The sequence below is a fragment of the Rhodococcus sp. 14C212 genome, from assembly GCF_011058195.1.
GTDB classification, from domain to species: domain Bacteria; phylum Actinomycetota; class Actinomycetes; order Mycobacteriales; family Mycobacteriaceae; genus Rhodococcus; species Rhodococcus aetherivorans.
The window spans coordinates 68184-81343 of record NZ_JAALEH010000014.1; the positions used below are offsets into that span (position 1 = coordinate 68184).

The window sequence follows — 13160 nt, forward strand, 5'->3', positions numbered from 1 at the left end:
TGGCGGGTACCCGAAGCGTCGACAGGAGAACAACATGAAGAAACCCCTCTCTGCAGTAGCGCTCGCAGGTAGCGCCGCTCTACTCACCGCGTGCGGGGCGTCCACCGGGGACGAAAATGCGATGACCTTCGTATCGTGGGGAGGCGAGGGCCAAGCTCTGCAAGAGCAGTTCTGGACGGACCCGTTCGGAGAGGAAAACGGCATCACCGTCATCCAGGACTCGCCGACCGACTACGCCAAACTGCAAGCGATGGTCCGGTCAGGGAACGTGTCCTGGGACGTCGTACAGGTGGCGACGGACGTCGCGGTTTCCAAGTGCGGAGACTTGCTTGAGCCGATCGACCGGACCGCAGTGGACATGTCCGGAATCGATCCGGACCTGGTCTTCAGTGAATGCGGGTTACCGGTGCTGCAGCAGTCCTACGTGATGGTCTACAACGAGGACCTCTTCGGCGACAACCCACCGACATCGATCGCGGACTTCTTCGACACCACCAAGTACCCGGGCAAACGCGGCATGTGGGACTACGCAGTCCCGGGACAGCTCGAGCTCGCTCTCATGGCAGACGGCGTCGCACCCGAGAACCTCTACCCGCTCGACTACCAGCGCGCGATGGCCAAGATCGCCACATTGCGAAACGACATTTCCTGGTACGGCACAACTGCACAGTCGACCGAGCAGTTGAACTCCGGTGGCGTTGCGATGGCGTTGGTCTACAGCGGCCGCGCGCACACCGCCGCGAAGGACGGCGCGCCGTATGCCCCCGTGTGGAATACCGCGATGCGCGCAACGGACCAGCTCACCATCCCGAAGGGAGCCCCCAACAAGGAGGCTGCGCAGAAGTTCCTCTCCTACATCGCGACACCCGCGCCGCAGGAGAAGCTGTCGGAGGCAATTCCCTATGCGCCCACGGTGGAAGGAGCGAGTGCAGAACTCGACGCCCTCGGAAAGAAGTTCTCCGCCACGGAATCAGGGCAACTGGACGAGACGCATATTGTTGACATGAAGTGGTGGAGCGAGAACAACGATCTTATGGACCAGGCGTGGCTCACCTGGCAGGCGGGCTGACGTCATGACGATTACTGCGGAAGTCGGCGGGCGCCACTCCGGCGCCACTCAACCTGACGAGGAGCGCAACACTTCTTCCGGATTGGTCCACCGCCGGTGGTTGCCGTCGAACTGGCTCTGGTTGACGTTTCCGGCACTGTTGATGATCGCGGTGCTCTTCGCATGGCCAACATTCGAGGCGTTGAGGCGCAGTGTCACGGACTTCCAGGCACCCCAGGCCGCAGGACTGGACAACTTCGCCTGGTTCCTCGGCGAATCCGTGAACATCACCATTCTGGTCCGAACGTTGGTCACCGGCGTGGCAATCACCCTCGGATGCCTGATGATCGCGTACCCGTACGCCTACCTCATCGCGGTCGCGAAGCCGACGTGGCGAACGATCCTGCTCGGCGTAGTTCTCGTGCAGTTCTGTTCATCGCCCGTGGCCTTGACATTCGCGTGGGTGATCCTTCTGCAAGACAACGGACCAGTGGATCAGGTCGGCCAGCGGCTCGGACTGGACCAGCTTCAGCTGGCAGGATCGGTACCTGGGGCAACCATTGCGATGATCCAGGCGATGCTCCCATACATGGTTCTGCCCTTGTACGCGACGATGAGCAGAATCGACATGAGTCTCGTGCGTGCTGCACACACGCTGGGCGCTCGACCCGCCGTCGCGTTCTTCACGGTATATGTGCCGCTGTCGATTCCGGGTGTCCTCGCCGGCAGCCTTCTGGTCTTCGTCATCTCACTGGGGTTCTACGTCACACCGGACTTGCTGGGTTCTCCCAACCAAGTGCTGCTGTCGCAGTTCCTCTACACGCAGATCAGCACGCTGCTGTCGTGGGGACGCGGCGGAGCCATCGCGGCAGTCATGATCGTGGCGACAGCTGTTCTTTTGCTCGCCGGCAGACGGTTCGTCGGGCCAGCCATCACTTCCATGGGCAATGGCCCGAAGGAGAGTTGATTCGATGTCGCGTATCGCTCCGAGCAGGATTCTGCTATCCATTTGGGCGATCATCGTGTTCGTCTGGATCGTTGCGCCAATCATCGTTGTGACGATTGTCAGCTTCACCAGCGCGGGAAGCTTCGTATTCCCTCCTCCCGGATGGTCATTCCAGTGGTATGAGAACTTCTTTGAGAACGCCAAGTGGTACAACGCGTTCCTGAACTCACTCCAGACCGCCTGCATCGTGATGGTCGTCGCGACCGTGCTGGGCACCGTAGCCGCGCTGGGACTGCACCGATCGAAATCACGTCGGCTCGCCGCAGGAATCCAATCGGTGATTCTGCTTCCGACGGTCGTTCCGGCCGTAGTCGCCGGCATCGGGATGTACTCGATGTTTCTACAGTGGCGAATCTCGGGCACCGTTCTTGGTTTCGTCCTCGCCCACGTCGTTCTCGTACTGCCGTTCGTCGTGATCAGCGTGACATCCTCGCTGCAGAGTTTGGATCGTAGCCTCGAGCAAGCAGCGGCCTCGTGCGGCGCACCGCCGGTGACCACCTTCATGTTGGTCACCCTCAGAATCATCCTGCCCGGCGTGGCGACCGGCGCGTTGCTCGCTTTCCTCGGGTCGTTCAACGAAACCCTCGTCTCGATCTTCCTTGCCTCGCCGTTCCAGACCACCCTTCCGGTCCAGATGTACTCGAGCGTCGCAAGAGATTCGGATCCGACAATCGCTGCAGCATCAGCACTCGCCAGCGGCGTGACCGTGGCGCTCTTCCTGGCTGTCGTCGCCGTACGTATCACAAGGAGCAAGAAGAATGCGGTCTGAAACTCGTAGCGGGGCAGGCGTTGCCCTCGATCTGGTCGGTCTGAGCAAGAACTACGGCAAGAACGGCGTGGTCAAATCGGTCGACCTGTCCGTCAAGCCTGGCGAGTTCGTCACCCTGCTCGGACCGAGTGGATCCGGAAAGACGACCACACTCAGCATGATCGCGGGATTCACACCAGCGACTTCGGGTGAGATCCTCCTGGGCGGAGAGTCGATCAGTTCCCATCCTCCCCATCGACGCAACATCGGTGTGGTGTTCCAGAACTACGCACTCTTTCCGCACATGACGGCAGCCGAGAACATCGCGTTCCCCCTCAAACGGCGCAAGATGACTCGGACCCAGATCAGAGACAGAGTCAAGCAGGCGCTTGATCTCGTGCATCTCCACGAGTTCGGTGATCGCTACCCGAAGCAGCTGTCCGGCGGTCAACAACAGCGCGTCGCTCTCGCGCGGGCCGTGGTGTTCGATCCGCCCATCCTGCTCATGGACGAACCGCTGGGCGCGCTCGACAAGAAGCTGCGTGATTCTCTCCAAGGCGAGATCCGTCGGATTCACCGTGAGCTAGGGGTCACCATCATGCTCGTCACGCACGACCAGGAGGAGGCGCTGACGCTGTCCGACCGGATCGCGGTCTTCAACGAGGGCCGGATCGAGCAATGCGCCACAGGCGAAACTCTGTACCAACGCCCGGCCACTCGCTTCGTGGCGAACTTCCTCGGTGAGTCGAACATCTTTACCGGCCCCGTCGACGTGGTCGGTAACGAGGCCGTCGTCACGATCGGTGACTCGCGCTTGCGAGTGGAAGTGGATTCGCCGGTTGGCCAGTCAGCATCGGTCCTTTTGAGACCAGAGTCCTGCAACGTCCGCGCCGCAGACGGTCAGATCGCATCCGATGGATGCGGACTGCCCGGCGTCGTCGCGGACCTCGTCTACTTGGGTTCTACTCGCCGGCTGGAAATCGACGTCCCTGGACACGGCCGAATTACCGTTCGGGAGCCTGCGGAAAATGGCGAACGACTCCGCCGAGGGGACAACGTCGCCGTCACCTGGAGCTTCGGAGCAGCAACCTTTCTTCCCGAGGAGCAGAGCGCCTCTCAGGAGAAAGCCTCCGCCCCTGCACTCATCTGACCTGCCACACAACTGCGCGACAGGCGCTCTTGGAGGTGCCACGGACCGCGACCGCGCCGGCGATCTATCCCTCGGTGAGTCCGATCGACTCAGTCACCTCCTATCTCACAGATTCCCAATAGAAAGGTTTGTCCAGATGACGATCACCTCATCGTCAGCTATTGCTGTCAAGGACCTGCCGAACGTCGGCCTGCCGCGCGACGCCTACGTCAGCGAGGACTGGTTCCAGCTGGAACTGGATACGTTCTTCCTCCAGCGGTGGCACTATGTTGGGCACATCTCCCAGCTCGCCAAGGCCGGCGACTTCATCAAGTTCGACTTCGCGGACTACTCGGTGATCGTCACCAGAAATCGCTCCGGTGAGCTGAACGCCCTTCACAATGTCTGCCGTCACCGGGGATCACGTCTGGTAGACGCGGAAGAAGGGAACTGCAAGCGCGCCTTCGTGTGTCAGTACCATGCATGGTCATTCGACCACGACGGCAAGCTCATGTCTGCGCCCCGGATGCACGCCGATTTCGACAAGTCGGCCTATCCGTTGAAGCGCGCTGCAGTGGACGTCTGGGCAGGGCTCGTGTTCGTCAACCTGAGTGAGAACCCGGATTCCACCGTGGCGAAGCACCTCGCGGCGGCAGACCTGAGCCAGTACCGCCTCGAGCACACCAGAGTCGCGTGGGACGTGAAGAAGGTCCTGAACTGCAACTGGAAAGTACTTTGGGAAAACGGTTTGGAGTGCTACCACTGCGCGGTGAACCATCCCGAGGTCAGCAAGGTCGTGCGTGTCGAACGCGACGGCCCACTCGGAGACACCATCCCGGATGGAGATTTCGACTGGACCGACAACTACCCACTGCTCGACGAATCACTGACAATCGATGGCAAGTTCGGCGTGAAGAAAATGCTCGGTGACCCGGACAATCCGCCAGCCCGCGCATCGTACGTCTCCTGGCACACCGGCTCACTCGAAGTCGTCGTGCTGCCCGACTACGTGAAGATCACGACGTACAAGCCGCTCACTGCAACCACCACGGAGTCCCGCGTCATCGGAATCGTGAACGCCGACGCCGTCGAGGGCGTCGACTACGACCTCGCACATCTGCGCGAAGTCAGCATCGCCACCAGGGACCAGGATGACGACCTGTGTGAGCTGATTCAGCGAGGACTCAAGTCTCCGGCGTACGAGCCGGGCCCCTTCAATGATGTGTACGAGACCATCAACCGGAACTTCAAGCGCCTGTACCTCGAGGCAATAGGACGTTAGTCCGCTATTCGGGCTGCACGAAATACGTCCTACCTCGAACTTCTACATTATGAGAGGGATGGTGAAAGGGTGAATGTCCGCGACGGCATCCCAGTGAGGCCGGCCGGCGTTGGAGGTTCCTCCGACATCGCGGTGCTGGTGAACGAGCGCCGTGATGTCGCAGACGACATCATGGCGCTGTCACTGACACCAGTGCCTGGAGCCGGCCCACTGCCGTCGTGGGCGCCCGGCGCACACATCGACGTCGTTGTCGAAAACTCTATAACCAGGCAGTATTCGTTGTGTGGAGACCCCGACGATCAAGCAAGCTATCGCATCGCGGTCCTTCGGATAGCCGATGGTCGCGGTGGGTCGCAGCTGCTTCACGACATCGCAGCTCCGGGTCACAAGCTGACGATTGGCCCTCCCCGGAACAACTTTGAACTGGCTCCCGCCGACAGTTATCTCTTTGTCGCAGGTGGGATAGGTATCACTCCCATCTTGACGATGATCGACTGCGCAGAGAAGTCGAACGCAAACTGGAAGTTGCTGTACGGCGGTCGAACCCGCTCATCGATGGCGTTCTTGGATGAACTGGCGGAGTACGGCGAACGGGTGATTGTCCGACCACAGGACCAGTTCGGCCTCCTCGATCTCGACGGAGCACTCGCGGACACAGCCCTCGATACCGAGGTGTATGCCTGCGGCCCCGAGCCGTTATTAGCGGCGCTCGAGGTCTCGTGCAAGAAGCAGGGGAGACCGGGACCCCACTTGGAGCGGTTCAGTCCCAAGCTCATCGAGCACGCAGAGGACTCCCAGTTCGAGGTTCGACTCGAGCGCAGCAATCGCACAGTAGTCGTGCCCGCTGGCTGCTCCGTGCTGGAGGCGATCGAGTCGGAAGGAATGGCGCCTCCGTTCACCTGCCGCGAAGGCACGTGCGGGACCTGCGAAACCACAGTCCTGGCAGGACGAGTAGATCACCGTGACTCGATCTTGTCGGAGGAGGAGAGGGCAGTTAACGACACCATGATGATCTGCGTGTCGCGTTGCTTCGACCCGAAGCTGGTGTTGGACCTCTGAGCCTGTCGACGTCTCCACAATGCTTGGTCAAGCTCAACGTTTGAGCTCCGGCCCTGCAGGTCAGTTGCGGCGACCAGCCACGCCTGTCCAGCGAACGCTGTTTTCAGTCCGGTGACTGATATGGCGCCCCAGGCGCCTTCGTCGTGAAGCAGACTGTCGCGGTATGGCACGGTCGTTGCACGCAACGAGTGCGCCCCGCCTTGGCTACATGCACGGCACTACCGGGCCCGAAATCTTTGCCGACTGTTGCAGCTCGCCCGAATACGCCGCAGCTAAAGATGTTTCGCTAATAGGGTGTGTCGTTGCACGGGATTCGCACCGTGCTGCTTGATCATTGACGGATAGCAGGGAAGGAAACCGGCTCTGGCGAGAGATCTGGCACCCGGAAAGTCCAGCAGCGCGGCGGTCGCCGTGATCTCAATGCGTTGCGTGGCCGGTGGATGCGGGCTGCACAGATGTTCCCTGCAGGGCGGCGGCAGGTGGATGTGGCAGACCCTCGTGGCTGATGTCGTCGATCACCCCCTCGGCGACCAGGAACTCGGCGAGTTTGGTCAGGCTCCAGGTCGAGAACGGCAGACCGTGCTCGACGGGGTGGACTTGGCGATCTTCTTGATCTCGCGGCGTTCGGGCAGGGTGAACTTCTTCGGCCGGCCACCGGCGTACTTCGGGTAGAGCGAGTCGAAGCCGTCGGTGCCCAAAGTTGTGGATCACGTCGCGGACCCGGTTGGCGCTGGTGAAGCTGACCTCGGCGATCTTCGGCACCGCCATGCCCTGGGCGGAGAGCAGGATCATCTGGGCTCGTCGCCAGGTCACCACCGACCCGGTGCCGCGGCGGAGGTTCCGCACCAGGCGTCTGCCCTCGTCGTCGATCTCCCGGACCTGTACTCGTTCAGCCACCCGACCAGCGTGTCACACCATGACGAGGCAAAGGTTCATTGATGCGGTACTAGTGCGGCGTGGGAAAAGTAGTTTGGCGGTCAGGTTTGAGATACTGCGGCATGCGAGTTGCTCCTTTGGTGTTGCGTGACGGGGATCGAGACGAGCTGGCTGCGTTGGTCCGGTCCAAGACGGTCCGCGCGGACGTGGCACGGCGAGCGCGGATGATGTTGCTTGCGGCCGACGGTGAGTCCAACACGCAGATCGCGCACACGGTCGGGGTGTCGCGGCCGACGGTGACCCTGTGGCGCAGTCGGTACGAGCAGGCCGGGATCGCCGGCCTGGTGGACGAGCACCGCTCGGGTCGGCCCCGCAGCGTTGATCACCCGAAGGTCGTCGCCGCGACGCTCGCGCCGCCGCCGAAGAAGTACGGGGTCACGCATTGGAGCAGTCGGTTGCTCGGGAACCATCTCGGGATCGACAACACCACGGTGGCCGCGGCGTGGCGTGAGTACGGTGTCAAGCCCTGGCGTAGTGAAACGTTCAAGTTCTCTACCGACCCGGAACTGGTTGCCAAGGTCACCGACGTCGTCGGCTTGTATCTCGCCCCGCCCGAGAACGCGATCGTGTTGTGTGTGGATGAGAAGTCGCAGATCCAGGCGCTGGACCGGACCGCGCCGATGCTGCCGATGCGGATCGGTTCGGTCGAGAAACGCACCCACGACTACGTTCGGCACGGCACGTCGACGTTGTTCGCAGCTCTCGACATCGCTACCGGCAAGGTCACCGGGCTGTGTCGACCACGGCATCGTCATCAAGAGTTTCTCACCTTTCTTCGGCATCTCGACCGGGCATATCCGGAGCGGGATCTGCATTTGGTGATAGACAACTACGCCACCCACAAGAAGGCCGAGATCCGAGCATGGCTGGCCGAACATCCCCGATTCCATGTGCATTTCACCCCGACCTCCGCGTCGTGGATGAACCTGGTCGAGGTCTGGTTCGGCATCATCGAACGGCAAGCTATTCATCGCGGCACCTTCGGCAGTGTCAAGGAACTGAACGCCAAGATCCGTGCGTTCATCACTGGCTGGAACACCCGATGCGCTCCGTTCGTGTGGACCAAGACAGCCGACCAGATCCTGGCCAAGGCTAATCGACAAGACACTTCAACCACGGACCACTAGCTCGTGGGTGGTCGGTCGCCGGGCTGGGGGGTTTCGATCGCGTCGGTAACCAGGGTCGCGGCCCAGCTGGCGAGAAGCTTGAGCCGGTCTTCGGAGTCGGTTGCGGGTTCGGCGGTGTAGAGGGTCAGATCCAGGACCCAGTCGTCGTCCGCGGCCAGATCGAGGGAGTGGTAGACGAGGTCGAGGGGCCCGACCACCGGGTGGTTGAACTGCTTGTTCCCGGCGTGGTGGATGCGGACGTTGTGTGCTGCCCACCGGGCGCGGAATTCGTCGCTGAGCGTGGACAGTTCGCCGACGAGCTGGCGCAGGTCCTTGTTGTGGGGGTCGCGGCCGGCCTCGGCACGCAACAGCGCCACGGTCACGTTGGCGGCCCCGTCCCAGTCCGGGAAGTAGTCCTGGGCGCCGGGGTCGAGGAACTGGAATCGGGCGATGTTGGCGGGTCTGCGGTCGTCGGTGAACTGCGGCGAGTACAACGCGCGGCCGAGCGCGTTGGTGGCGAGGATGTCCATGCGTCCGTTGCGGACGAACGCGGCGGAGGCGGTCATCGAATCGAGCATCCACTGCACCCTCGGCCGCACCTGGGCCTGCTTGCGGGCGCGGGGTGCGCGGTGGGTGGGCCGGGCGGCGCGGGCGAGGTCGAACAGGTAGGTGCGTTCGGCCTCGTCGAGCCGCAGTGCCCGGGCGACCGCCTCGAGGACGTCGTCGGAGACGCCGCCGATGTGGCCCTTCTCGAGGCGGGTGTACCACTCGGTGCTCACCCCGGCCAGCACTGCGACCTCCTCGCGCCGCAGCCCGGGGACCCGCCGACGGCCGCCGCCGGCAGGCAGCCCGACCTGCTGCGGGGTGAGCCGGGCCCGCCGGGTGGCGAGGAAGCTGCGGATATCGGCGCGGTTGTCCACGCCGTCCACGGTACGTCCGGTACTGGCTTGTGGGAGGTTCTGCTTGTACCCCCCATGAACGCGACCTCCCGCGCGGGCGGTGCGCGGGGTTCCATGGAACCCGGCCCGGAGAGAAGCCGGACCCCGAGCTCGAACATCAGGTAAGGAGCACCCGTGCGAGTACGTCGGCATCGTCGAGGAGCTCGGCGGGGAAGTCGAGACCGGGTGATCATGGGCACCCTCGGCTCCCAGTCCGAATTCCTGCGCGTCCCGCTCGCGGACGGCACGCTCGTGGCCACTCCGGGCATGCCCGACCCCGACCTGCTCCCGTCCCTGCTGGCCGCCTCCGACGTACTCGGCACCGGGTGGTTCGGTGCCGTCGCCGCCCAGGCCGGTCTGGACAAGACAATCGCGGTCGTCGGCGACGGCGCCGTCAGCCTGCTCGCGTCGCGGCCTGGTCATGATCGTGGCCGGTGGCGGAGGCGTGCTGCTCACCGCCGCGGCAGAGCTACCGCTGGTCACGATGCTCGTCTCACTGCTCACGATGGTCAGCGGGGTGACGGTCACCCGGTTCGCATTCGGTGGCGTCACCGCGCCCCTCGTCGGGCCGGCCGGCCCGCAGGCGGCGGTGCCGCTGGGTGTGGTCACCCTCGCCGCAGCGCTGCTCGGCCTCGTCGGCTACGCCGTGCTCCGTCGGCCCGGCGTGGCAGTTGCCGCGCCGCAATGCCCGGCAGCCATGTGATGTTCGCGCAACACCCGAACTTCGAACGCAATCGACTCACAGGAGAAACTCGCATGCGTGTCCATGCCTACGCAGCCTCGTCCGCCTCCGCGCCGCTGGCCCCGGCGGTCATCGAACGACGGGACGTCGGACCCAACGACGTGCTCATCGAGATCAAGTACGCCGGCATCTGCCACTCCGACATCCACACCGTCCGCGGCGACTGGGGACCCCAGCCCTACCCGCTCGTCCCCGGCCACGAGATCGTCGGTCTCGTCGCCGAGGTCGGTGCCGACGTCACCCGCCACCGGGTTGGTGACCGCGTCGGAGTGGGCTGCATGGTCAACTCCTGCCGCGAGTGCGTGAACTGCCGCAACGGCGACGAGCAGTACTGTCTCGGCGGCATGGTCCCCACCTATGCAGGCGTCGACCGAGACGGCACCACCACTCAGGGCGGCTATGCCACCCACGTCGTCGTCGACGCCGACTTTGTTCTCTTCGTGCCCGAGACACTCGACTTCGCGGCCGCTGCGCCGCTGCTGTGCGCCGGCATCACCACCTACTCGCCGTTGCGCCGCTGGAATGCCGGACCGGGCAAGCAGGTCGCCATTGTCGGTCTCGGCGGTCTGGGGCACTTGGCCGTCAAGATCGCTCACGCCCTCGGTGCTGAGGTGACGGTGCTGTCCCAGTCGTTGAAGAAGCAGGAGGACGGTCTGCGGCTCGGTGCCGACCATTATCACGCCACCAGCGATCCGGCCACATTCGAGCAGCTCTCGAGCCGTTTCGATCTGATCGTCAACACGGTCAGCGCCGCCATCGATGTCGATGCCTACCTCGGTCTGCTCGCGGTGGACGGCACCCTGGTCAACGTCGGTGCTCCGGCCGAACCCCTGAGCCTGAACGTCTTCTCCCTCATTGGCGGCCGCCGCTCCTACGCCGGCTCGATGATCGGCGGCATCCGCCAGACCCAGGAGATGCTCGACTTCTGCGCCGCACACGACATCGGCGCCGACGTCGAGGTCATCCCCGCGGACCTGATCAACGACGCCTACGAACGCGTCCTGGTCTCCGACGTCCGCTACCGGTTCGTCATCGACACCGCCACCCTCGGCTGACCTGCGCACCGGCCCCTGTCCGGTGCGGCCGTGTCCCCGACGCACAGTCGTGGCCGTGCAGGCCAACCGCACCACCAGGGCGCACACACCGCTACTCAAACGCTCCGAGGAAGGCACGACGAACCGTGGTTTTTCTGCAGTCCCCGTGGTGGGCATCGTCGCTTCCACACCAGTCGGGTCAGCGTCGAGGAACTCGCCGGTGACCACGACCGCGCAGCGCGCTCGACCACCTCGACCGCACCGGCGCCTTTGCACCGTGGATATGGTCACTGCGTTCGTGCTACTGATCGGTGTGCAGTCAGCAGCGGCGACAGGTGACCGGATCGAAGTTGTGGTCGGCGGCGACGACCGAGGGTTCGGACGTGGGTTCTACACCGTCATGATGGTGTTCTTCGTGGCCGGATGCGTGGCACTGCTTACCGCCCTCGTGGGTCGATGGTTGACCATGTGGGCGTTCGGAGCCACAGGTGCGGCGGTGGTGTGGGTGTTCGCCTTCTGCAAGGAGATCGGTGCATGAGTTGCCGAACCGCACCGAAGACCGAAAGCGCGGAGCCGATTCTCGAATTCAGTACCGAGGCGTACCGGTTGTCGGAGTTATCCGAACAATTCTCGTGGTGACGACATATCTGGACCCGCCCTACCCGTAGCCCTGAAGTTCCACCCCTCGGCTGATTTCGAACCTTGTGTCCGGCCTTTCCCGACCACCGGGGCGCGACGCCGGAGCGCCTTGCCGGAGCAGGGGAGAGTCACCGATCAACATCGTATTGGCACCTCTCGTCCCATCCCGACCGGACCGGGATGCCGGTAAGGTCGCCCCGGCCACTGTCGACCGGCGGTGTCCTGATCCCCGTCGCCACGACCGACGGACCAGAGCTCGCCGCCGCCATCCGAAAGCTGATGTCCTGACACCGTGATCCGACTTCTCGTCGCGGGGACGTTCCTCGCCCTCGTCACCTTCTGGCTCCACCGCCGCCTCGTCCGGGCCCCCGGTCTGCGCGGCAGCTCGGCCGTCGCAGCGAACAGCGCGCTCGTCGTCCTCCTCGTCGTTGCGCTGATCGGCGCGCAGAGCGGCACGTCCCTCGACCCGCACTGGGCCCGCCCCTTCGGATTCCTCGGCTGGACCTGGCTGGCCGGCGTGCTGTACCTGGTTCTGGGCACACTCCTGATCGGCGCCGTCTCCCTCGCAGGGCGAATACTGCGCCGCCTCCGCCGCAGCAACGCTGCACCCCCCGATCCCGCCCGTCGACGAGCCCTGCGGGTCGCAACGGGCGCACTCACCGTCGCCACGCTCGGCGCTGTCGGCTACGGCACCGTCGAGGCCGCCCGCCCCCGCGTCGTGCACACCCGGATACCGTTGCGCCGACTTCCGGCCGGATTCGACGGGCTGCGCGTCGCCCTTGTCACCGACCTGCACGTCGGACCGTCGCGCGGGATCGAGTTCACTCGTCGCACCGTCGATCTCGTCAATGCCGAACGACCCGATCTGATCGTTCTCGGTGGGGATCTCACCGACGGCACCGTATCCCTGGTGGGGCGAGATCTCGTTCCGCTCGCAGACCTGCGGGCTCCGCTCGGAGTCTTCGGTGTCAGCGGCAACCACGAGTACTACGCCGACGACGCGATGTCCTGGCTGGATTTCTGGGAGACCCTCGGGGTACGCACTCTCCGGAACGAGCGGGTCACCCTCGAGCGGGACGGCGAGGCCATCGATCTCGCCGGCGTGCACGACTACTCGGCTCCGGCCCCGAGCGAAGCAGATCTGGCCGCGGCGTTGCAGGGACGAGCCCCCGAGCGGTTCGTGCTGCTGGCCGCCCACCAGCCCCGGCACGTGTTCGATGCTCGCGAACATGGTGTCGATCTGCAGCTGTCCGGGCACACCCACGGCGGCCAGATGTGGCCGCTCGGCTATCTCGTGCCCCTACAGCAACCTACGGTGACCGGCGTCGACCGATTCGGTGACACCCTGATCTACACCTCACGCGGTACCGGCGCCTGGGGCCCGCCGGTTCGCATCGCGACCCCGCCCGAAGTGGCGATACTCGAACTACAGGCGCACGCGGATTGAAATCATTGCGTAGTCACACCTTTGTCCTGCTTGCATGCCTCCAGCC

At 64.0% G+C, this 13160-nt stretch carries 12 protein-coding genes and 1 pseudogene; 11 read left to right on the forward strand and 2 right to left on the reverse strand.

The window, feature by feature from the left end; translation table 11 throughout:
• The first annotated feature begins 34 nt into the window (after window positions 1-34).
• The 6 genes from G6038_RS09445 to G6038_RS09470 all read left to right on the forward strand — a co-directional run bounded on the left by G6038_RS09445 (window position 35) and on the right by G6038_RS09470 (window position 6272).
• Complete coding sequence (locus G6038_RS09445; protein WP_165037422.1) at window positions 35-1069, forward strand: ABC transporter substrate-binding protein; 1035 nt, start codon at window positions 35-37, stop codon at window positions 1067-1069.
• 4 nt (window positions 1070-1073) lie between these two features.
• Window positions 1074-2015 carry an ABC transporter permease gene (locus G6038_RS09450; protein ID WP_165037423.1) on the forward strand — a complete coding sequence of 314 codons (942 nt, stop codon included), beginning with the start codon at window positions 1074-1076 and terminating at the stop codon, window positions 2013-2015.
• A gap of 4 nt (window positions 2016-2019) precedes the next feature.
• Window positions 2020-2823 (forward strand): ABC transporter permease, encoded by an 804-nt coding sequence (locus G6038_RS09455; protein WP_165037424.1) that lies wholly within the window; start codon window positions 2020-2022, stop codon window positions 2821-2823.
• Complete coding sequence (locus G6038_RS09460; protein WP_165037425.1) at window positions 2813-3952, forward strand: ABC transporter ATP-binding protein; 1140 nt, start codon at window positions 2813-2815, stop codon at window positions 3950-3952. Before G6038_RS09455 ends, G6038_RS09460 begins: the two co-directional genes overlap by 11 nt.
• Window positions 3953-4088: 136 nt before the next feature.
• Entirely contained in the window at window positions 4089-5213 is a 1125-nt protein-coding gene (locus G6038_RS09465) for an aromatic ring-hydroxylating dioxygenase subunit alpha (protein ID WP_165037426.1), read from the forward strand.
• Between the two features lie 69 nt (window positions 5214-5282).
• Window positions 5283-6272, forward strand: coding sequence for a PDR/VanB family oxidoreductase (locus tag G6038_RS09470; RefSeq protein ID WP_346772781.1), 990 nt, complete (start codon window positions 5283-5285; stop codon window positions 6270-6272).
• Window positions 6273-6761: 489 nt separating this feature from the next.
• Here the strand turns inward: G6038_RS09470 and G6038_RS30930 are convergent.
• A pseudogene (locus G6038_RS30930) lies at window positions 6762-7169 on the reverse strand (helix-turn-helix domain-containing protein); the annotation flags it as partial.
• 101 nt (window positions 7170-7270) lie between these two features.
• Here G6038_RS30930 and G6038_RS09480 point away from each other — a divergent pair.
• Window positions 7271-8335: an IS630 family transposase gene (locus G6038_RS09480; protein WP_165037427.1), complete on the forward strand. Its 1065-nt coding sequence runs from the start codon at window positions 7271-7273 to the stop codon at window positions 8333-8335.
• Here G6038_RS09480 and G6038_RS09485 read toward each other — a convergent pair.
• On the reverse strand, window positions 8332-9243 hold the full coding sequence (locus G6038_RS09485; protein WP_165037428.1) for a helix-turn-helix domain-containing protein: 912 nt from the start codon (window positions 9241-9243) through the stop codon (window positions 8332-8334). The genes G6038_RS09480 and G6038_RS09485 overlap by 4 nt on opposite strands.
• Window positions 9244-9679: 436 nt before the next feature.
• Between G6038_RS09485 and G6038_RS09490 the strand changes: the two genes are divergently transcribed.
• The 4 genes from G6038_RS09490 (at window position 9680) to G6038_RS09505 (ending at window position 13114) form a co-directional block, all read left to right on the forward strand.
• Window positions 9680-9955, forward strand: a complete 276-nt coding sequence (locus G6038_RS09490; protein WP_240918374.1) for a hypothetical protein — start codon at window positions 9680-9682, stop codon at window positions 9953-9955.
• 53 nt (window positions 9956-10008) lie between these two features.
• Window positions 10009-11049 (forward strand): NAD(P)-dependent alcohol dehydrogenase, encoded by a 1041-nt coding sequence (locus G6038_RS09495; protein WP_165037429.1) that lies wholly within the window; start codon window positions 10009-10011, stop codon window positions 11047-11049.
• 199 nt (window positions 11050-11248) lie between these two features.
• Window positions 11249-11566 (forward strand): hypothetical protein, encoded by a 318-nt coding sequence (locus G6038_RS09500; RefSeq protein ID WP_165037430.1) that lies wholly within the window; start codon window positions 11249-11251, stop codon window positions 11564-11566.
• 393 nt (window positions 11567-11959) lie between these two features.
• Window positions 11960-13114: a metallophosphoesterase gene (locus G6038_RS09505; RefSeq protein WP_165037431.1), complete on the forward strand. Its 1155-nt coding sequence runs from the start codon at window positions 11960-11962 to the stop codon at window positions 13112-13114.
• Window positions 13115-13160: the final 46 nt, after the last annotated feature.